Annotated in this window: 19 protein-coding genes; 9 read left to right on the top strand and 10 right to left on the bottom strand. The window is 65.7% G+C overall.

Annotated elements, in window-relative coordinates:
- The first annotated feature begins 27 nt into the window (after positions 1 to 27).
- The 3 genes from gmk to A9974_RS18010 are packed head-to-tail and all read left to right on the top strand — an operon-like array spanning position 28 to position 3227.
- A complete protein-coding gene (gmk, locus tag A9974_RS18020; protein ID WP_183005538.1) occupies positions 28 to 660 on the top strand; it encodes a guanylate kinase in 633 nt (210 codons plus the stop codon).
- 46 nt (positions 661 to 706) lie between these two features.
- The gene (rpoZ, locus tag A9974_RS18015; protein ID WP_006219679.1) at positions 707 to 910 is read left to right on the top strand and encodes a DNA-directed RNA polymerase subunit omega; all 204 of its coding nucleotides are present in this window, start codon (positions 707 to 709) and stop codon (positions 908 to 910) included.
- A 22-nt stretch (positions 911 to 932) separates the two neighbouring features.
- A complete protein-coding gene (locus A9974_RS18010) occupies positions 933 to 3227 on the top strand; it encodes a bifunctional (p)ppGpp synthetase/guanosine-3',5'-bis(diphosphate) 3'-pyrophosphohydrolase (protein ID WP_183005537.1) in 2295 nt (764 codons plus the stop codon).
- Positions 3228 to 3298: 71 nt separating this feature from the next.
- On the opposite strand, the gene A9974_RS18005 is transcribed toward A9974_RS18010, so the two are convergent.
- Positions 3299 to 4252, bottom strand: a complete 954-nt coding sequence (locus tag A9974_RS18005) for a helix-turn-helix domain-containing protein (protein WP_183005536.1) — start codon at positions 4250 to 4252, stop codon at positions 3299 to 3301.
- Positions 4253 to 4400: 148 nt separating this feature from the next.
- On the opposite strand from A9974_RS18005, the gene A9974_RS18000 reads away from it, so the two are divergent.
- A complete protein-coding gene (locus A9974_RS18000; RefSeq protein WP_183005535.1) occupies positions 4401 to 5012 on the top strand; it encodes a cysteine hydrolase family protein in 612 nt (203 codons plus the stop codon).
- 67 nt (positions 5013 to 5079) lie between these two features.
- Here A9974_RS18000 and glnQ read toward each other — a convergent pair whose 3' ends face one another.
- The 3 genes from glnQ to glnH all read right to left on the bottom strand — a co-directional run bounded on the left by glnQ (position 5080) and on the right by glnH (position 7373).
- Entirely contained in the window at positions 5080 to 5808 is a 729-nt protein-coding gene (glnQ, locus tag A9974_RS17995) for a glutamine ABC transporter ATP-binding protein GlnQ (protein WP_220806011.1), read from the bottom strand.
- Positions 5805 to 6461 (bottom strand): glutamine ABC transporter permease GlnP, encoded by a 657-nt coding sequence (gene glnP, locus A9974_RS17990; protein WP_025136478.1) that lies wholly within the window; start codon positions 6459 to 6461, stop codon positions 5805 to 5807. The genes glnQ and glnP overlap by 4 nt, the downstream gene beginning before the upstream one ends.
- 159 nt (positions 6462 to 6620) lie before the next feature.
- The gene (gene glnH, locus A9974_RS17985) at positions 6621 to 7373 is read right to left on the bottom strand and encodes a glutamine ABC transporter substrate-binding protein GlnH (RefSeq protein ID WP_183005534.1); all 753 of its coding nucleotides are present in this window, start codon (positions 7371 to 7373) and stop codon (positions 6621 to 6623) included.
- A 164-nt stretch (positions 7374 to 7537) separates the two neighbouring features.
- Here glnH and A9974_RS17980 point away from each other — a divergent pair, with 164 nt between their 5' ends.
- Positions 7538 to 8599, top strand: a complete 1062-nt coding sequence (locus A9974_RS17980) for a C45 family peptidase (protein ID WP_183005533.1) — start codon at positions 7538 to 7540, stop codon at positions 8597 to 8599.
- Between the two features lie 64 nt (positions 8600 to 8663).
- Here A9974_RS17980 and A9974_RS17975 read toward each other — a convergent pair whose 3' ends face one another.
- The 3 genes from A9974_RS17975 to nudC form a co-directional block, all read right to left on the bottom strand.
- Positions 8664 to 12287: a hydantoinase B/oxoprolinase family protein gene (locus A9974_RS17975; RefSeq protein ID WP_183005532.1), complete on the bottom strand. Its 3624-nt coding sequence runs from the start codon at positions 12285 to 12287 to the stop codon at positions 8664 to 8666.
- Positions 12288 to 12370: 83 nt separating this feature from the next.
- On the bottom strand, positions 12371 to 12880 hold the full coding sequence (locus A9974_RS17970) for a winged helix DNA-binding protein (RefSeq protein WP_183005531.1): 510 nt from the start codon (positions 12878 to 12880) through the stop codon (positions 12371 to 12373).
- A gap of 163 nt (positions 12881 to 13043) precedes the next feature.
- Positions 13044 to 13814 carry an NAD(+) diphosphatase gene (gene nudC, locus A9974_RS17965; RefSeq protein ID WP_183005530.1) on the bottom strand — a complete coding sequence of 257 codons (771 nt, stop codon included), beginning with the start codon at positions 13812 to 13814 and terminating at the stop codon, positions 13044 to 13046.
- A gap of 281 nt (positions 13815 to 14095) precedes the next feature.
- On the opposite strand from nudC, the gene A9974_RS17960 reads away from it, so the two are divergent.
- The 4 genes from A9974_RS17960 to A9974_RS17945 all read left to right on the top strand — a co-directional run bounded on the left by A9974_RS17960 (position 14096) and on the right by A9974_RS17945 (position 18280).
- Entirely contained in the window at positions 14096 to 15070 is a 975-nt protein-coding gene (locus A9974_RS17960) for a TRAP transporter substrate-binding protein (protein ID WP_183005529.1), read from the top strand.
- A 7-nt stretch (positions 15071 to 15077) separates the two neighbouring features.
- Complete coding sequence (locus A9974_RS17955; RefSeq protein ID WP_183005528.1) at positions 15078 to 15578, top strand: TRAP transporter small permease; 501 nt, start codon at positions 15078 to 15080, stop codon at positions 15576 to 15578.
- Positions 15571 to 16872, top strand: coding sequence for a TRAP transporter large permease (locus tag A9974_RS17950; protein WP_183005527.1), 1302 nt, complete (start codon positions 15571 to 15573; stop codon positions 16870 to 16872). Before A9974_RS17955 ends, A9974_RS17950 begins: the two co-directional genes overlap by 8 nt.
- A gap of 337 nt (positions 16873 to 17209) precedes the next feature.
- Complete coding sequence (locus tag A9974_RS17945) at positions 17210 to 18280, top strand: porin (RefSeq protein ID WP_183005526.1); 1071 nt, start codon at positions 17210 to 17212, stop codon at positions 18278 to 18280.
- Between the two features lie 93 nt (positions 18281 to 18373).
- Here the strand turns inward: A9974_RS17945 and A9974_RS17940 are convergent, their stop codons facing one another.
- From A9974_RS17940 to A9974_RS17930, 3 genes are read right to left on the bottom strand one after another with little or no spacing between them, the layout of a single operon-like run.
- A complete protein-coding gene (locus A9974_RS17940; protein WP_183005615.1) occupies positions 18374 to 19081 on the bottom strand; it encodes an ABC transporter ATP-binding protein in 708 nt (235 codons plus the stop codon).
- Between the two features lie 4 nt (positions 19082 to 19085).
- Positions 19086 to 19808, bottom strand: a complete 723-nt coding sequence (locus A9974_RS17935; protein WP_183005525.1) for an ABC transporter ATP-binding protein — start codon at positions 19806 to 19808, stop codon at positions 19086 to 19088.
- Positions 19789 to 20778, bottom strand: a complete 990-nt coding sequence (locus tag A9974_RS17930; protein ID WP_183005524.1) for a branched-chain amino acid ABC transporter permease — start codon at positions 20776 to 20778, stop codon at positions 19789 to 19791. The genes A9974_RS17935 and A9974_RS17930 overlap by 20 nt, the downstream gene beginning before the upstream one ends.

Here is a 20778-nt window from a genome sequence, read left to right as displayed (position 1 = left end):
TCTTAGCATCACACGCACGTCATATTCATGCACGCCAATCCCGGAAACGTCTTCATGGTCGTCGCGCCCAGCGGCGCCGGCAAGTCCAGTCTGGTCAAGGCCTTGCTCCAGCAAGACCCCGCCATTGAACTGTCCGTCTCCTGCACCACCCGCGCGCCCCGCCCCGGCGAAGAAGACGGCCGTGAATACCGTTTTATCGACACCGGCCAATTCAAACAGCTGCGCGAAGAACAGCGCCTGCTGGAATGGGCCGAAGTGCATGGCAATTTCTATGGCACGCCGCGCGATCCCATCGATGCCGCCACTCGCGAAGGCCGCGACGTCCTGCTCGAAATCGATTGGCAAGGCGCGCGCCAGGTGCGCCAGCGTTTTCCCGCCGCGATTGGCATTTTCGTGCTGCCGCCGTCCATCGAAGAACTCGAAAGCCGGCTCAAGGCGCGGGGCCAGGATGCGCCCCAGGTTATCGCGCGCCGCTTGATGGCCGCGGGCGGCGAAATCGCCCACGCGCCTGAATGCGAATATGTTATTATTAATCAAGAATTTAGCGTAGCCTTATCGGAACTGACTCAAATCGTCAGCGCCGCGCGGCTGCGTTTTTCGTCTCAGGCCGCCCGCCACGCTGATTTGTTCGCGCAGCTCGGCATCCCGGCCGCGCACTGAAACGAATCCGCATTCTCCCTATCCACCATCAGCACCAGGTGTCCTAATGGCTCGCATTACCGTCGAAGACTGTCTGAATCAGATCCCCAACCGTTTCAAGCTCACGCTGGCCGCTACGTACCGCGCCCGCGAGCTGGCGCAAGGCCATGCCCCGCGCCTGGACAGCAAAGACAAGCCCACGGTCACCGCACTGCGCGAAATCGCGGGCGGCCTAACCGGCGTGGAAATGCTGCGTAAAGTTCCCACCTGATACTCTCCGGGGGGCGGCAAGCATGGCTTTTCCCGGGCTGAAGTACGCTTCATCTGGTCTGCTTGCCGCGCTACGTGCCGGCTCCCGTCTTGGGCGTCGCACGGGCAAGAAAGACAAACACCCCTCCGCGCCACCGTCCGTCGCCGCGCAAGAAGCGGCTGACGCGACCGCCTCGCCGGTCGCTTCGCTGGCGCCGCTGACCGAAATCATCGGCAGCTATCTCGACAAGAAAGATGTGGAACGCGTGCGCGAAGCCTATCGCTTCGCGGATCAGGCGCACCTGGGCCAGTTCCGCGCCAGCGGCTCGCCCTACATTTCGCACCCCATCGCCGTCACCGAAATCTGCGCGGGCTGGAAGCTCGACGTCAATGCGTTGTCCGCCGCCCTGCTGCACGACGTGATGGAAGACCAGGGCATCGCCAAGCACGAGCTGGCCGAAAAATTCGGCCCCGAAGTCGCCGAGCTGGTCGATGGCCTGTCCAAGCTGGACCGGCTGGATTTCGCCACCAAGGCCGAACAGCAGGCCGAGAGCTTTCGCAAGATGCTGCTGGCGATGGCGCGCGACGTGCGCGTCATCCTCATCAAGTTGGCCGACCGCCTGCACAACATGCGCACGCTGGACGCGGTCAACCCCGAAAAGCGCCGCCGCATCGCCCGCGAAACGCTGGACATCTACGCGCCTATCGCGCATCGCCTGGGCTTGAATCTGCTGTTCCGCGAACTGCAGGACCTGTGCTTTGCGGCCATGTACCCCAACCGCTACCAGGTGCTATACAAGGCCGTGCTGGCCGCCCGCGGCAACCGCCGCGAAGTCATCGGCAAGATCGCCGACTCCGTGCGCGCCGCGCTGCCGGCCGCCGGCATCGAAGCCGAAGTCACCGGCCGCGAAAAGACGCTCTACGGCATCTACCGCAAAATGGTGGACCAGAAAAAGTCCTTCTCCGATGTGCTGGACATCTACGGCTTCCGGGTCATCGTGCATACGCTGCCTGAGTGCTATCTGTCGCTCGGCACGCTGCACCAGCTGTACCGCCCGGTGCCCGGCAAATTCAAGGACTACATCGCCATCCCCAAGGTCAACGGCTACCAGTCGCTGCACACGACGCTGGTGGGCCCCTACGGTACGCCGGTGGAATTCCAGTTCCGCACGCGCGACATGCACCATGTGGCCGAAGAAGGCGTAGCGTCGCACTGGCTGTACAAGGGCGCCGACCTGACCCTGAACGACCTGCAAAAGCGCACCCACCAGTGGTTGCAGTCACTGCTCGACATCCAGAGCCAGACAGGCGATTCGGGCGAATTCCTCGAACACGTCAAAGTCGACCTGTTCCCCGACGCGGTCTACGTTTTCACGCCGCGCGGCAAGATCATCTCGCTGCCGCGCGGCGCGACGCCCGTCGATTTCGCCTACGCCATCCATACCGACATCGGCAACCAGGCCGTGGCGGCCAAGGTCAATGGCGAGTTCGTGCCGCTGCGCACCGAGCTCAACAGCGGCGACACGGTCGAAATCGTCACCTCGCCCGCTTCGCGCCCGAACGCCCAGTGGCTGAACTACGTGCGCACCGGCCGCGCCCGCTCTGAAATCCGCCACTACCTGCGTACCGTCAAGTACGAAGAATCCGTCGCCTTCGGCGAACGCCTGCTGGGCCAGGCCCTGCAAGAGCTGCACATGCCGCTGCCGGCCACCGACGACCCGGCCTGGCAGAAACTGGCGCGCAGCACCGGCGCCAGCTCACGCGAAGAAATCCTGGCCGACATCGGCCTGGGCAAGCGGCTGGCAGCCGTGGTGGCGCGCCGCTTCGCACCCGAACACCAGTTGGTGGCCACCACCGCCGCCGCGGTGGACGAACTGACCTCGGCGCGCAGCGCGCCCATCCTGATCCAGGGCAACGAAGGCCAGGCGGTGCAATTGGCGCCCTGCTGCGGCCCCCTGCCCGGCGACCCGATCATTGCCGGCATGCGCATGGGCCACGGCCTGGTGGTGCACACGGCCGACTGCCCGGTCGCCATGCGCCAGCGCCTGCGCGAACCAGAGCGCTGGATCAACGTCGCCTGGGACGCCCACACGGCCAAGCACCTGGCGACCCGCCTGGACATCGTCACCCGCAACGAACGCGGCGTGCTGGGCCGTCTGGCCGCGGAAGTCACGGCGGCCGATGCCAACATCATGCATGTCACCATGCACGATGACGCGGTGTCGACGGTGTCGCTGCATCTGACCATCCAGGTCGACAGCCGCAAGCACCTGGCCCAGGTCATCCGCGCCATCCGCCACGTGCCGCAGGTCCAGAAGATCGTCCGCGTCAAAGGCTGATCCCGGGTGCGGGTGGGTCAACCCGCGCCCGGCGTTTGCTCTCGCTCCGCTCTCCCGGCGCGCCCGCGCATTCAGCCGCGCCGGAACTGCTTGCGGTACGCGCCCGGCGACACCGCGAACGCGGCGGCAAAATGCTGCCGCAGCGATGCCGCCGACCCCACCCCCACCATGCCCGCGATCTGGTCGATGCCGTGGTCGCTGGTCTCCAGCAGCCGCTGGGCCGACGCCAGCCGGTGGTTCAGCAGCCACTGCGATACGGTAGCGCCGGTCTGGGCCTTGAAATGACGCGTGAAATTTCGCCGGCTCATCTTGGCGCGCGCCGCCAGCAGATCCAGGCATAGCGGTTCCTGCAGGTGCTCGATGGCCCAGTCCAGCGTGGCGCGCAGCCGGTCGCCGCCCTCGGCCTTGCCGGGCAGCGGTTGTTCGATGTACTGGGCCTGCCCGCCCTGGCGCTGCGGCGCCACCACCATGCGGCGGGCAATGCGGTTGGCCACGTCCGCGCCGTGATCGCGGCGCAGCAGATGCAGGCAGCAATCGATGGCGGCGGCCGTGCCGGCGGATGTCAGGATGTCGCCGTCGTCCACGTACAGCACGTCCTGGTCCAGCCTGACCCGCGGATAGCGGGCCACGAAGTCGGCGGCCCAGACCCAGTGGGTAGCGGCAATGCGCCCGTCCAGCAGACCGGCTTCGGCCAGCACGAACGTACCCAGGCACAGTCCGACCATTCTTGCCCCGCGCGCATGCGCCGCCTGCAAGGCATCCAGCAAGGCCTGCGGCGGCCGTTCATCGGGGTCGCGCCACGCCGGCACGATGACCGTGTCGGCTTGTTCCAGCACGGACAGATTGTACGGCACCTCGATATTGAAGCCGGACATCGTTGCGGCCAGCCCGGCCTTTTCGCCGCACACCAGCAGGCGGTAGCGCGGCACGCCCAGCCGCGCCAGGTCGTCGCCGAACACCATGCAGGGCACGGACAGATGAAAGGGGCTGATGCCGTCAAAGGCCACCACGGCGACGGTATGCATGGATCGATACTCGCGCAAATTCGAATGGCCCAATCCTAGCGCATATTGGCTATCGGGCCACTTTTGCGCTAACGCCAGGCGCCGGATACTGGACGCCCTATCCCGCCCTGGCTGCCGGCAGCCGGGCTTTACCCAAGCGAGGCACTCCATGAGCCACCCCACCATCCGCACGATGGCAGGCGCGACCGCGCCCCAATCCCTGAAGCCCGCCGCCACGGCGCTGCTCGTCATCGATTTCCAGGAAGAATATTTCAGCGGCCGGATGCCGATTCCGGACGGCTTGCGCGCCCTGCGCAATGCCCGGCGCCTGATCGCGCACGCGGACCAGTCCGGCATGCCCGTGATCCACGTGCAGCATGTGCTGCCTGCCGGCAGCCCGCTGTTCGCCGACGGCGGCCCGACCGTGGCTTTCCATCCCGAGCTGCAGCCCGGCGCCGGCCACGCCGTGGTACGCAAGACGAACGTCAGCGCGTTTCCCGGCACGGACCTGGACAGCCGGCTGAAGGCCGGCGGCATCGACACGGTGGTGATTGCGGGCCTGATGACGCATGCCTGCGTGGCCGGGGCTGCCCGCGACGCGGTGCCGCTGGGCTACCAGGTGATCGTGGCCGAAGACGCCTGCGCCACCCGCGACCTGGACACGCGCCACGGCGTGGTGCCGCAGGCGGAACTGCACCGCGCGACGCTGGCGGCGCTGGCCGATACCTTCGGCGACATCATGACGACCGACGAGGTCCTGGCCTTGCCCGCGGGCCGCTGACGAACCGCCTACCGGCCGCTACTCGGCCGCCACGGCAAGGCGCCGGGACGAGACCGGCGCCTTGCCGTCAGGTCACGTGCTGCAGGAAATCCTTCAGGCGCTGGCTGGGCGGATTGTCCAGCAGATCCGCGGGCGGACCATCGTGCGCGATCTTGCCCGCGTCGATGAAGATCAAGCGGCTGCCGACCTTGCGCGCGAACTCCATTTCGTGGGTGACCACGACCATGGTCATGCCTTCCTCGGCCAGGTCGCGCATGACCTTGAGCACCTCGTGGCGCAGTTCGGGATCGAGTGCCGAGGTGGGTTCGTCGAACAGCATCAGCTTGGGCTTGATGGCCAGCGCGCGGGCGATGGCCACCCGTTGCTGCTGGCCGCCGGACAGTTCGCCCGGATAGTGGTCCATGCGCTCGGCCAACCCGACCTTGTTGAGCAGCTGCTTGGCCAGCTCGCGCGCTTCGTCGCGACTCTGGCCGCGCGTGTGCACCGGCCCGAACATGACGTTTTCCAGCGCGGTCATCTGCGGGAACAGGTTGAACTGCTGGAACACCATGCCGGCCTCGCGGCGGATCTCGCGCACCTGCGCCGCCCCACCGTTCACGCTCAGGCCGTCGACCAGCAGATCGCCGCCATTGATGGTTTCCAGCACGTTGATGCAACGCAGGAAGGTGGACTTGCCCGACCCGGACGGGCCCACCACCACCACGACTTCGCCCGCATCGATGTTGAGCGAGATGCCATTGAGCACCATGGACTCGCCGAAGTTCTTGGTGACGTTATGAAATTCAACCATGCTCATAGTATGCGCATCCTCTTTTCAATCAGGTGCAGGACCAGCGCCATCGTGCCCGTCAGGATCAGGTAGACAATCGCGATCGCGGACCAGATCTCGACCGCGCGGAAGTTGGCGGCCATGATTTCCTGGCCCTGGCGCGTGAGTTCCGCGACGCCGATCACGATGAACAGCGACGAATCCTTCAGGCTGATGATGCACTGGTTGCCCAGCGGCGGAATCATGCGGCGAAACGCCACCGGCCCGATGATGTGGAACAGGATCTTGTGAAACGGCAGGCCCATGGCCTGGCCCGCTTCCTTCAGGCCTTTGTGCACGGACAACAGCGAGCCGCGCACGATTTCCGAGATATAGGCGCCCGAGTTGATGATGAGCGTGACGATGGCCGCCCATTCGGCGTCCACGCGGATATTCGCCAGCAGCGGCAAGGCGAAATAGATGAACATCACCTGCACCACGATCGGCGTGCCGCGGATGACCGCGACATACACCTGCGCGATGCCCGACAGGATGGGATGCCCGTAGGCCCGCGTCACGCCGGATAGCGCGCCCAGCAGGAAGCCGCCGAACAGACCCCAGAAGGTGATCTTGATGGTCATTTGCGTGCCTACCCACAGGTTGGGCAACGCCTCTGTTACTACGTTCCAGTCAAAATCCACGATTACCCCTTAATAGCGTGCAACCGCGCCGCGTCATGGCAACAAGGCCAGGCGGCAAACGGCTCGGGGCCGCCCGCCAGGGCCCGGCGCCACCGAAGTGCGCCAGGGCCCCATACTGCCGGGCGACCCCGAAATGCAGAATCAATCAAGCGTGAACGATCAGGGTTTCTTGCCGAACCACTTCTCGTAGATGGCGTCGTACTGGCCGTTGGACTTCAGGGTGGCCAGCGCCTTGTTCACCTGCGGCACCAGATCGCTGCCCTTGGGGAAGGCGATGCCGTAGAAGTCGCCGCTCTTGAGCGAGCCGACCACCTTGACGCGGCCCTTGCCCGCCGTGTTGGCGTAATACTGGACGTTGGGGGTGTCGTGGACGGCGGCGTCGACCCGGCCGGTGGCCAATTCGAGGTAAGCATTGTCGATGTTGGGGAACAGCTTGAGCTTGGCGTCCGGCACCTGGGCCTTCAGGAAGTCCACGGTAGCCGTGCCGGTCTTGACGGCGACGGTCTTGCCGGCCAGCGACTTGGCGTCCTTGATGTCGCTGTTCTTGTCGCTGACCAGGATGGCCAGGCCGCTTTCATAGTAGGGATCGGAGAAGTCGATGACCTTCTTGCGGTCGTCGCGGATCGTGATGCCCGCCAGCGCGGCGTCGATGTTCTTCGTCTGCAGGCCCGGGATGATGCCGTTGAAGTCCATCGGCTGGAGCTTGTACTTCAGGTTCAGCTCTTTGGCGATGGCGGCCCACAGGTCCACGTCGAAACCGACGTAGGTATTGCCCTGCTTGAACTCGAACGGGACAAAAGCGGTATCGGTGGCCACCACCAATTCCTTGCCTTGGGCGTAGGCGCCGGAAGCAGCGCCGAACATGGCCACGGACAGGCCGACCAAGGCGGCGGCGACTTTGCGTTTAATCATGAAACTCTCCTCTTGGGGACCCTTTGGTTCCCGGGGTTGTAGTTGGGACATGATGCCGGTCACGCCGGGATCGCCGGAGCAACTTACGGCAAATCTTAACGCATCCGTCCCCACCGGAGAGAGCTTAGAAAAATTACAATCCGCATGACACCCGGAGAATCCCCATGCCCTACAAATATGTACGCATCGCCGGCAACCGCCGCCAGGTTGGCGTGGCCCTGGGCAAGCTTGCCCGGCCCCTGATGGCCGCCTACCTGGACCAGAACGGCACCTGGGAGGCCCTGCGGCCCTGGCGCGGCCACCGGTATCTGGACGAGCTTGGCCAGTTTGCCCGCGAGGCGCTGCCCGGGATATGGGAAGAACTCGAAGGCCTGGCCGAGGGGCTGCGCATGCCGCTGGCCGACGTGCTGCTATGGAACTGCCGCGGCGACCTCCTGCACAGCAGCACCGGCGACGGCTGCACCTCGGTGGCCCTGAAGGCCGCCGACGGCACCCGCTGGATCGGCCACAACGAAGACGGCGATCCCTACCTGTATGGCCGCTGCCACCTGGTCGACGTGGCGCTGGAAAACGCGCCCGGTTATCTCAGTTTTTATTACCCGGGATCCTTGCCCGGGCACACCTTCGCCGCCAACCGCGCCGGCCTGGTGCAGACCATCAACAACCTGCGCACCCGCCAGCGCCATCCCGGCGTGCCGCGCATGCTGCTGGCCCGGGCGGTGCTCGATTGCACCACACTGGACGAGGCAATCGCGCTGCTGCGCGATGCCCCGCGCTCGGGCGGCTTTCACCACACGCTGGGGTCGGCGGCCGACCCGCGCATCTTCAGCGCCGAAGTGGCGCCGGGCGGCGCGTCCTTCCTGGAAATCGGCACCCGCTACGGGCACGCCAACCACATGATCCACCAGGAAACCCGCGGCCAGGCGCAGATCATCACCGACTCGTCGCGCACGCGGCAGAACCGCATCGAAGGCATCGTGGACGGCTGGTCGCCGGCCACCTGCGGCGCCGACCTGCTGGCCGCGCTGCACGACGCCCGCGGCGATCTGCCGATCCTGCGCACCGCCAAGGACGACCCGGACGACGAAAACACCCTGGCCACCGCCATTTTCGAGATCCGCGACGACGAAGTGACCTTGCGGGTCTACGACCGCAAAGCGCGGGCCGACATCGCCCTGGATGTCATGACCGACCCCGACGACGAAAAAAAGCCCGGCCCTGCCTGAGCGGGACCGGGCCTTGCCCGGCCGTATCGGCAGACCGATACGGCCGGGTCATTACAACCCCGGATCAGGCCGCGCCGTAGCCGCCGCCGCCGGGGGTTTCCACCACGAACACATCGCCCGGGCGCAACTGGGCGCTGTCCTGCGGACCCAGCTCCTCGATCGAGCCGTCCAGCCGCTCGACATAGTTGCGGCCCATGGCGGCAGGTTGCCCGCCAGCCAGGCCGAACGGCGCGAAGCGGCGGTTGTTCGACAGGATGGCCGCGGTCATGTCTTCCAGGAAGCGGATGCGGCGGATGCCGCCGTCGCCGCCCGGATAGCGCCCCGCCCCGCCCGAGCCGTGGCGGATCTCGTACGACTCCAGCCGCACCGGAAAGCGGAACTCCAGCACTTCGGGGTCCGTCAGGCGCGAGTTGGTCATGTGCGCCTGCACCACCGAGGTGCCGGCGAAGCCTTCATCCTGCGGCCCCGCGGCGTCGATCCTGACCGGCCCGGCGCCCGTGCCGCCCGAGATCGTCTCGTAGTACTGGTGGCGCGCATTGCCGAACGTGAAGTTGTTCATCGTGCCCTGGCTGGAAGCCAGCACACCCAGCGCGCCATACAGCGCATTGACGATGCACATGGACGTTTCAACGTTGCCCGCTACCACCGAGGCCGGCGGATTCGGGCGCAGCATCGAGCCTTCCGGCAGGATGATGGACAGCGGCACCAAACAACCGTCGTTCAGCGGAATATCGTCGTTGACCAAGGTGCGGAACACATACAGCACCGCGGCCACCGCGATGGCGCCCGGGGCGTTGAAGTTATTGTCCAGTTGCGGCGAGGTACCGGTAAAGTCCACCACGGCGCTGCGCGCCTGGTTGTCCACCCGCACCGCCACCCGGATCACCGCGCCGTTGTCCAGCGGATACTCGTAGCTGCCGTCCTTGAGCACCGAGATCACGCGGCGCACCGCTTCTTCGGCGTTGTCCTGCACGTGGCCCATGTAGGCCCGCACCACGTCCAACCCGAAGTGATCGCACATGCGCAGCAGTTCCTGCACGCCCTTTTCGTTGGCGGCGATCTGCGCATGCATGTCAGCGATGTTCTGGTCGGGGTTGCGCGCGGGCCAGCGGCCCGAACCCAGGATGTCGCGCGCCGCCTGCTCGCGGAACTCGCCATTCTTGACCAGCTGGAAATTGGTGAACAGCACGCCTTCGTCTTCCACCGTCTTGGAATCCGGCGGCATCGAGCCCGGCGTGGTCCCGCCGATGTCGGCATGGTGGCCGCGCGAGCCGACGTAGAACAGGATTTCCCCGCCCTTGCGGTCGAACACCGGCGTGATCACCGTGACGTCGGGCAAGTGCGTGCCGCCGTGGTACGGGTCGTTCACCACGTAGGCGTCGCCCGGCTGCATGCGGCCGGCGTTGGCGTTCATGACCGTGCGCACGGATTCGCCCATGGACCCCAGGTGCACCGGCATGTGCGGCGCGTTGGCGATCAGGCGTGCCTTGGCGTCGAAAATGGCGCAGGAGAAATCCAGACGTTCCTTGATATTGACCGAGTAGGCCGTGTTCTGCAGCCGGTAGCCCATCTGCTCGGCGATGGACATGAACAGGTTGTTGAAGACCTCCAGCATCACCGGATCGGCCTGCGTGCCGATGGCGCGGCGCTGCGGACGCGCCTGGACGCGGCGGATCACGAAGTGGTCCTGCGCCGTCAGCTCGGCCTGCCAGCCGGGTTCGACCACGGTGGTCTGGTTGGGCTCGGAAATGATGGCGGGGCCCGCCACCACGTCGCCGCCGGCCATGTCTTCGCGCACGTACAACGGCGTCTCGCGCCAGGCGCCACCGCTGTACATCCGCACCGTGCGGCGGGCCGCCAGTGCGCCGTCCCGGGTGCGCGAGGCCGGCGTCTCGGTGACGCGCTCGCCGCCGCCCGTGGCCTCGACCGAAATAGTCTCGACCACCAACTCGCGGTTGGGCATCAGGAAGGAATAGCGCTGGCGATAGGCCGCCTCGAAGTCCTTGCGGGCCTGCTCCAGGTCGCCATAGGCGACTTCCAGCGCCGTGTCCGTGCCGCGGTACTTCAGATGCAGGCGACGCTGCACACTGATGTCGCTGTCGGCCACGTGCTGACGGCGCAACTCGCCCACGGCCTGGCCGGCCAGCGCGTCCAGTTCGCCCGCCAGCTCGTGCATCAGGCCGGCGTCCAGCACCTTTTCGACGGTCTTCTGGCGCATGTCGGTCTGGTCTGCCAGGCCCATGCCGTAGGCGGACAGCACGCCGCCCAGCGGATGCGCGAACACGGTGGTCATGCCCAGCGCGTCGGCCACCAGGCAGGCATGCTGCCCGCCCGCGCCGCCGAATACCGTCAGGGCGTATTCGGTGACGTCGTGCCCCCGCTGCACCGAAATGCGCTTGATGGCTTCGGCCATGTTGCCCACGGCGATTTCCAGGAAGCCTTCCGCCAATTGCTCGGGCGTCATGTCGCGGCCGGTGGCGGCGCGCACCTCGTCGGCCATGGCCGAGAAGCGCTGCGCCACGGCGTCGCGGTCCAGCGGCTCGTTGGCCTCGGGGCCGAACACCTTGGGGAAGAAGTCTGGCTGGATCTTGCCCAGCAGCACGTTGCAGTCGGTCACGGCCAGCGGACCGCCGCGGCGGTAGCAGGCCGGGCCCGGATTGGCGCCGGCCGAATCCGGCCCGACGCGCAGGCGCGCGCCGTCGAAATGCAGGATAGAGCCGCCGCCGGCCGCCACGGTGTGGATGCTCATCATGGGCGCGCGCATGCGCACGCCCGCCACCTGGGTTTCGAACTCGCGTTCGAATTCGCCGGCGTAGTGCGACACGTCGGTGGACGTGCCGCCCATGTCAAAGCCGATGATCTTGTCGAAGCCGGCCTGTTCGCTGGTGCGTACCATGCCGACGATGCCGCCCGCGGGGCCGGACAGGATCGCGTCCTTGCCGCGGAAGCGGTGGGCGTCGGTCAGGCCGCCGCTCGATTGCATGAACATCAGGCGGATGCCGGGCAGTTCGCCCGCCACCTGGTCCACATAGCGCTTGAGAATGGGCGACAGGTAGGCGTCGACCACGGTGGTGTCGCCGCGCGAGACGTACTTGATCAGCGGGCTGACCTCGTGCGAGGCCGACACCTGCGTGAAGCCGACCTCGCGCGCGATGCGGGCGGCGCGCTGCTCGTGTCCGGCGGCGTGCCAGGCGTGCATGAATACGATCGCCACGGCGCGGATACCGTTGTCGAACGCGGCCTGCATGTCGCGGCGCAGAGCGGCCTCGTCCAGGTCGCGGATCACTTCGCCGTCGGCGGCCACGCGCTCGTCGGCCTCGACCACGCTTTCATAAAGCATTTCCGGCAGTACGACGTTGCGGTCGAACAGGCGCGGACGGTTCTGATAGGCGATGCGCAACCCGTCGCGGAAACCACGGGTGGTCACCAGCAGTGTGCGCTCGCCCTTGCGTTCGAGCAGCGCGTTGGTGGCCACGGTGGTGCCCATCTTGACGCATTCCACCTGTTCGGTCGGCACCGGCTGCCCCGGGGCGATGCCCAGCAGCTTGCGGATGCCCGCCACGGCGGCATCGCGATACTGCTCGGGATTTTCCGACAGCATCTTCGCCGTGGTGGTGGAGCCATCGGGGCGACGCGCCACGATGTCGGTGAAGGTGCCCCCACGATCAATCCAGAATTGCCACTTCATAAGTATCCTCGGGTACGGGAAGCCGCCGCGGCCTTGCGAGCCACGGGCGGGTTGCAGGCGGCGGGGCGAGCCCCGCGTATCGGTTATAGGGAAGTCGCGGCGCGCGCGGCCTGGTCGTACAGGCCGGACAGCGCACGCAGGGTGTGCGCCAGTTGGCGGCTGAATTCCAGGCCGCCCCCGCCCGGCGCATCCAGGCCGGCGGTCAGGCATTGCTCGCGGATTTCGCCGTAGCGCTTGATGATGGCCGCGCCCTCGGGCGTGACGCTGTAGAACACTTCCTTGCTGGCGCGTTCGCCCTTGACCACGCCCAGCCGGTCCAGCTTCTTGAGCGCGTAATTGACGATGTGCGTGTCTTCGACGTTGAGCGTGAAGCAGATGTCGGCCAGTTTCTTGGGGCGCTGGCGATGGAACACGTGGTGCAACACCATGACGTCGGTCGGTGTCAGGTCGGGCAGGCCCGCGGCTGCCATGCATCGCACCGTCCAGCGGTCAAAGGCGTGGCTGGCGATCATCAATCCGAATTCGACCTCGGACAGATCGGGCGCGCTGCCCCCGGCCAGATGGGCCGACGAGGCGATCAACGTGGAAGTCATGGAAGCCGCACAACAAGTTTATCTGTGCGAAATACTAATAATTTATCTATATTTCATCAATAAAAAATAAATCAGGGACGTAAAAAATCCCTCATTTCGAGGGAATACCCTAGGAGAAAAGCGCCCGGCCAGGGGCGCCCGGCGAGGGGCGCCTCACCTCGTTTTACGGTGCGTCCCAGCCGGCCGGCAGATGCGCGCGAATCAGCGACCCGGCAATCGAGATGCGCGGCGCGATGTCGGGCATCGCATCGCCCGGGCCGAACCAGCGCGCGTCGGCGATCTCGTCTTCCTGCACGCGGATGTCGCCCGATACGTACTCGGCGGTGTAGGCCACCATCAGCGAATGCGGGAACGGCCAGGACTGGCTGCCGAAGTACTTGAGGTTGCCGACCTTCAGGCCGACTTCTTCGAAGACCTCGCGGTGCACCGTCTGCTCGATGCTTTCGCCGGGCTCGACGAACCCGGCCAGCGCTGTGTAGCGCGAGGTGGCGGTGGTGGTATGGCGGGCCAGCAGAATGCTGTCTCCCTTGCGGATCAGCACCATCATGGCCGGAGAAATGCGCGGATAGGCCGAAAAGCCGCAGGCCGGGCAACGCTGGCAGAACTCGCCGGCCACGCGCTCGGTAGCCGTGCCGCAGGCGCCGCAGAAGCGATGCGTGCGGGCCCACTCCGCGATCTGGTAGGCACGGCCGGCCAGGGCCATGCGTTCGTCATCGAACACCCCGAACAGCGAGCGCAGCTTCTTGAAGGCATAGCCGTGCGGCGGCTCGACGCCCGGCTCGACATGGATGGTGCGAGCCGGCGACTCCGGCGCGGCCCAGACCGGTTGCAGCCCTTCGGCCGCCACGCCTACCCGAACACAGGCGTCCAGGTCGGGCAATACGCTGGACGCTTCTTCGACCAGCAATTCATCACGACGGAAAACGAAATTCACACAAGCCTCTGCGACACGATTCAACGTTGGAATCTTAGAAGAAAAACCCGCCTCGCGATGTGCCGCGGGACGGCCGCGCCCACAATGCTTCAATCTTCAATCATTGTGGCGCGTCCGGCCTAGGAATTACCCGTAAATGCGCGTTTACAGGAACTTTGTGACTGCACGGCAACATAGAATGGCACGGCTTTTCAGCAACGCGTCATACGCGCTCGCTCTTTTTTCGCAATGCCTACCGGGCAAGCACCGCCTTGCCATCATTCGCAAAGAAGGACCATCCCATGTTCAAGAAAATCTCGCTGCTGACCGGCAGCATCCTCCTGGCGTTCAGCGCGGGCGCACAGGCGCAAACCAAGTGGGACCTGCCCAGCGCCTACCCGGCCAGCAACTTTCACGTCGAAAACCTGACCACCTTCATCAAGGACGTGGACACGCTGTCCGAAGGCAAGCTCAAGATCACGCTGCATAACAACGCTTCGCTGTACAAGGCGCCGGAGATCAAGCGTGCCGTACAGGGCAACCAGGCACAGATCGGCGAGATCCTCCTGACCAACTTCGCCAACGAAGACCCGATCTACGAACTGGACGGCCTGCCCTTCCTGGCGACCGGCTACGACGCCTCGTTCAAGCTGTACCAGGCGCAGAAGCCATTCCTTGAAAAGAAGCTGAATTCGCAGGGCATGACGCTGCTGTACGCCGTGGCATGGCCGCCCCAGGGCATCTTCGCCAACAAGGACATCAAGCAGATCAGCGACATGAAGGGCCTGAAGTGGCGCGCCTACAGCCCGGTCACCGCCAAGATCGCCGAACTGGTCGGCGCCCAGCCCGTGACGGTGCAGCAAGCCGAACTGGCCCAGGCCCTGGCCACCGGCGTGATCGACTCGTACATGTCCTCGGCCTCCACCGGCTACGACACCAAGACCTACGAATACATCAAGAAGTTCTACGACACCCAGGCCTGGCTGCCCAAGAATGCCGTGATCGTGAACAAGAAGGCCTTCGAGGCGCTGGATCCGGCCACGCAGCAGGCCCTGAAGAAGGCCGGCGCCCAGGCCGAAGAACGCGGCTGGAAGCTGTCGCAGGAAAAGAACAAGTGGTACCAGGACGAGCTGGCCAAGAACGGCATGGAAACCATCAAGCCCACGGTCGAACTCAAGGAAGGCCTGTCAGTCATCGGCAAGCGCATGCTTGACGACTGGCTCAAGAAAGCTGGCGCCGACGGCCAGGCCATGATCGACGCCTACAGGAAGCAGTGATAACGCCATGCGCCGCTTTCTAGATGGACTTTACGGCGCGGCCGGCCTGTTGGCCGGCCTGTGCACAATCGGCGTGCTGGTATCCGTGCTGGCCGCGATCGTCGCGCGCCAGCTGGGCCTGAACATCCCCGGCACGGATGCGTACGCCGGCTATTTCATGGCCGCCGCGGGTTTCCTGGCGCTGGCCAGCACGTTCAAGCACGGCGAGCACATCCGCGTGACGCTGCTGCTGAATGCGCTATCGCCCGCTGGCAGCCGCCGCCTGGACATGTTCGCCTTGGCAATGGGCTGCCTGATGGCCGCCGCCTTCGCGTTCTTCAGCGTCAAGCTGGCCTATGACTCGTGGCAGTTCAACGACATCTCCACGTCCAACGACGCCACGCCGCTGTGGATTCCGCAGCTGAGCATGGCCGCGGGCACGGTGCTGTTCCTGGTCGCCCTGCTCGATGAGCTGGTTCGCCGTTCACGCGGCCTGGCCGCCGCCACTTCGCAGCAAACCCATGAATGAACTTCTCGTCATTACCTTATTGGTCGTCTCGATCTTCGCGCTGCTGGGCTGCGGCGTCTGGGTCGGCCTGACCCTGGCGGGCACCGCCTGGATCGGCATGGAGATATTCTCCAGCCGTCCGGCCGGCGACGCCATGGCCGTCACCATCTGGGGCGCCTCGTCCAGCTGGACCCTGACCGCCCTGCCCCTGTTCCTGTGGATGGGTGAAATCCTGTTCCGCACCCGGCTGTCCGAAGACCTGTTCAAGGGCCTGGCGCCGTGGCTGAACCGCCTGCCTGGCCGGCTGCTGCACACCAACGTCATCGGCTGCGCGATCTTCGCGGCGGTGTCAGGGTCGTCGGCGGCCACCTGCGCCACGGTCGGCAAGATGACGATTCCCGAGCTGACCCGCCGCGGCTACCCCGAGGAGAAGATCCTGGGCACGCTGTCGGGCGCGGGCACGCTGGGGCTGCTGATCCCGCCCTCGATCATCATGATCGTGTACGGCGTGGCCGCGGACGTGTCCATCGCCAAGCTGTTCATCGCGGGTATCGTGCCGGGCATCCTGCTGGCACTGTTGTTCATGGGCTACATCGCCTGGTGGGCGATCCGCAACCCCGGCCAGGTGCCGGCCGCCGATCCCGGCCTGTCGCTGCGCGAAAAACTGTCGCGTTCGCGCCACCTGATCCCGGTGATGCTGCTGATCGGCGCCGTGCTCGGCTCGATCTACACCGGCATCGCCACGGCCACCGAAGCCGCGGCCGTCGGCGTGGTCGGCGCGCTGATCCTGTCGGCGCTGCAGGGCTCGCTGAACTACGGCACGTTCAAGCAGTCCTTGCTGGGCGCCACCCGGCTGTACTGCATGATCGCGCTGATCCTGGCGGGCGCGCAGTTCCTGACGCTGGCCATGGGCTACATCGGCCTGCCCCGGGCGCTGGCTGAATGGATCGGCGGGCTCGGCCTGTCGCAGTTCGGGCTGATCATGGCGCTGATGGTGTTCTTCATCGTCCTGGGCTGCTTCCTGGACGGCATTTCCATCGTCGTGCTGACCATGGGCGTGCTGCTGCCCACGGTGCAGGCCGCCGGCATCGATCTGATCTGGTTCGGCATCTTCATCGTTTTCGTTGTGGAAATGGCACAGATCACCCCGCCGGTGGGGTTCAACCTGTTCGTGCTGTCCGGCATGAGCGGACGCGAACTGCCCTACATCGCGCGAGCCTCGCTGCCGATGTTCTTCCTGATGATCCTGGCCGTGCTGCTGCTCTACGCCATCCCGGGCATCGCGACATGGCTGCCACTGCACATGACGCTTTGATCCGCTGAACCGCCCCTCGAAACCCCGTTCTTGCAACGGGGTTTTTTTGGGACAATCCTCGGATTGTTTCAACAATCGCCTTTTTTGTAATTCTGTAAACCCAGGGAAAACGCCAAAAAGATAAAGCAACAACACAACCGGTAACTTTTTTAGAATCCCCGTGGCGTTCTATTTCCGCACCGAGATGGCGCAAGAACGCGAACACGGCCACCGCTCCGGACCCGCGCCAACCCTGGCGTCGGTGCGACGGCCGAGCTCCAGGCGAACCGCCAGGCGCGCCCAGCCGAGTCAAAAGCCCGGCGCACGCTAAGAACAGAAACATCTAGGAGAAGCCTTCGTGAAACGCATCACCCTCTCTCTCGCTGCCGCCGGCCTCGGCCTCGCCGCCAGCGCCGCTTCGGCGGAAACCAGCGTAACCCTGTACGGTATCGCCGACGTCAGCATGCGCTACGTCAACACCAGCTCCGGTTCGACCGGCGTGGACGGCAGCCGCATCTCGATGGAAAACGGCGCCATCTCGAACAGCCGCTGGGGCCTGCGTGGCTCGGAAGACCTGGGCGACGGCAACCGCGCCTTCTTCCGCCTGGAGCAAGGCTTCAATGTGCAGAACGGCCGCGCGTCCGACACCAGCAAGACTTTCAACCGCCTGGCCTATGTCGGCCTGGACGGCGGCAAGATCGGTGCGCTGACCCTGGGTCTGCAAAACACGGTCATCCAAGACCTGATGGCGGACTACTTCGATCCGCTGACCGTTGGTAACTACAACGAAAACTCGTGGCTGCCCGCCGCCATGGGCCGCGTGCGCAACAACAACACCGTCCGCTACTCGAACACGATCGGCGACCTGGCCGTGATCGCGTCGTGGGCCAACGGCGACCGTTGGGACGACAAGAAGGCTGGCCAGCAAATGGGCATCAGCTTGCGCTACACCGTCGGCCAGCTCGGCCTGGGCGGCGCCTTCATGAAGACCTACCAAGGCACCGACTCCGACCTGCGCCAGCAAGTGTGGAACCTGAGCGCCTCGTACCAGTTCGAAAGCGCCAAGGTGTTCGCTGGCTACTTCAACGGCCGCGACCAGACCGGCTGGGTCAACGCCGTCATGGGCGGCACCACCACCGCCCAGCTCGACCGCAAGGACAACGGCTACTTCGCCGGCGTGACCTGGCAGGCCACCCCGCGCTGGGCCATCACCGGCGCCGCCTACTACGACCAGAGCAAGAACGTGGTCGAAGACGGCGACAAGGGCAAGCGTTACGCCCTGGTGGCCGTGGCCGAGTACGCGCTGTCCAAGCGCACCCAGGTGTATGGCACCGTCGACTTCAACAAGGTCAACGACGCCGCCCGTGGCGAAATCGCCGGCCGCAGCAGCCAACTCGGCGCTGGCCTGGGCATGCGCCACATTTTCTAAGTCCTTCACCGGACTCAAGGCCTGCCCCCGGCCGCACAGTAAAAAGCCCATCGCTCACGCGATGGGCTTTTTTTCGTCTGGCGTCAGTTCCCGCTACATCCCCAGATACGCGCGGCGCACCTCGTCCGACGCCGCCAGCTCGGCGGCATCACCCGACAGCGCGATGCGCGCGCTTTGCATCACGTAGGCGCGCGCCGCCACTTCCAACGCCTGGGCCATGTTCTGTTCGACCAGCAGCACCGACAGGCCATCGTCGCGGTTCAGCGCAGCCAGGGCGTCGAACACCTGCTCGACCAGCAAGGGCGACAGGCCCAGACTGGGCTCGTCGATCAGCAACAGGCGCGGGCCGCTCATCAGCGCGCGGCCGATGGCGAGCATCTGCCGTTCGCCGCCAGACATGGTGCCCGCCAACTGCTCGCGGCGCTCCTTCAGGCGCGGGAACAAGGCGTAGACCTTGTCCAGCCGCTCCTGGTAGATGCGTTCGTCGCGCACCGTGTAGGCCCCCAGCCGCAGGTTCTGCTCGACCGGCTGACGCGCGAACACGCGCGCGCCCTCCGGAATCATCGCGATGCCCTGCTTGACCAGCTGGTCCGGCGGCGTCCCCGTGATGTCACGCCCTTCGAAGACCACCCGGCCTTCCTTGGGCTTGACCGAGCCGATGATGGCCAAGAGCGTACTGGACTTGCCGGCGCCATTGGCGCCCAGCAGCGCGGCGATCTCGCCCGTACGGACTTCCAGGGACACGCCGCGCACGGCCTGCACGCCGCCATAGGCCACGCTCAGGTTCTCTACCTTCAACATCACTTCAGGCACGGTGCTTTCTCCCCAGATAGGCTTCGATCACGGCGGGATTGCGCACGATGTCCTGCGGCGCGCCTTCGGCGATCATCTGGCCGAAGTTCAGCACCAGGACCCGCTGGGCCAGCCGCATCACGACCTCCAGCACATGCTCGACGATGATGAGCGTGACGCCCGCGGCATGAATGCCGCGCAGGATTTCGGCCAGCGCGATGGCCTCGGCCGGATTCAGGCCGCCGGCCACTTCGTCCAGCAGCAACATGCGCGGCTCGGTCGCCAGCGCGCGCGCCAGCTCGACCCGCTTCTGCCCCGCTACGTTCAGTTCGGCGGCCAGGGTGTTGGCGCGGTCGGCCAGGCCGACCAGCTCCAGCACCTTGGCGGACGCGCGCCGCGCATCGGGCAGCCGGGGATGGCGCAGCAAGGCGCCGACCATGGCGTTTTCCAGCACCGTCATCTGGCCGAAGCTGCGCGGGATCTGGTAAGTGCGCACCAGGCCCATCGCGGCGACCTGCTCGGGACGGCGGCCGATCATGGATTCGCCGCCGAACGTCACCGTGCCGGAGGTGGGCTCGTGATGACCCACCAGGCCGTTGAACAGCGTGCTCTTGCCCGCCCCGTTGGGACCGATGATGGCGACGATTTCGCCGGCATCGACCGACAAGGAGATGTCCTTGTTGGCGACCAGGCCGCCGAAGCGCTTGGTCAGGTTGTTAACGTCCAGAAGAGCCACGGCGCCTCCTCAATGTCACCAGACCGCCTGGCAGGAACAGGGTGACGAGCAGAATCGCCAGCCCGAAAATCAGCAGGTCCAGGCCCAGGCCCGAACTGCCCCACAGCACCCGGGTGCCTTCCGACAACGGCAGCAGCACCGCCGCGCCCAGCCATGGCCCGATCAGCGTGCCCACGCCGCCCAGGATGGCCACCAGCACCACCTGCACCGACATCGTCAGGCTGAACATGGATTCCGGATCGATGAAGCCCACGTACATGGCGAAAAAGCCGCCCCAGACGCCGGTCATGCCCGCCGACAGCACGAAGGCCAGCATCTTGTAGCGGTCCGCCGGAACGCCCAGGCTGCGCGACGCGGCCTCGTCGCCGTTGATCGCGCGCCAGTAGAAGCCGATCTTGGAATGCACCAGGAAATAGGTCGCGCAGAACGTCAGGAACGCCAGACCGACCGCGATCAGGTAATACGGCACCTTGCTGCGGAACAGCAACATCCAGGCCGCATCGCCGATCGGGGCTTCCAGGCCCACGGCGCCGCCCGCCCACTCCCAGTTGATCAGCAGCAGCAAGCCGATCTGCAGCAGCGCGATGGTGGCCATGGCGAAGTAATGGCCGGACAGGCGCAGCGTGGGGCCGCCCACCAGCCAGGCCAGCGCCGCGCTGATCAGGCCGCCCAGCGGAATGCCGAGCAGCGGCGTGAGCTTCAAGTGGTGCAGCAACAGCAAGGTCGTATAACCGCCCACGCCCACGAACACGCTGTGGCCGAAGGAAATGCGCCCGAGAAAGCCGCCCACCAGGTTCCAGCACGCGCCCAGCGCGCCGAACATGATGGCCAGCAGCAGCACCTGCAGCGTGAACGAGTCGGTGACAATCAAGGGCACCAGCGCCATCAGCACCGCCACGCCCAGGGCCACGGCCACCGGCCATTTCGGCACGCCCGAGGACGCGCCATCGATTTTCTGTGTCGTCGTCAT

Origin of the sequence: Achromobacter sp. UMC71, assembly GCF_014170305.1 — a bacterium.
GTDB lineage: Bacteria > Pseudomonadota > Gammaproteobacteria > Burkholderiales > Burkholderiaceae_B > Achromobacter.
This window is presented reverse-complemented; position numbering and strand designations above follow the sequence as displayed.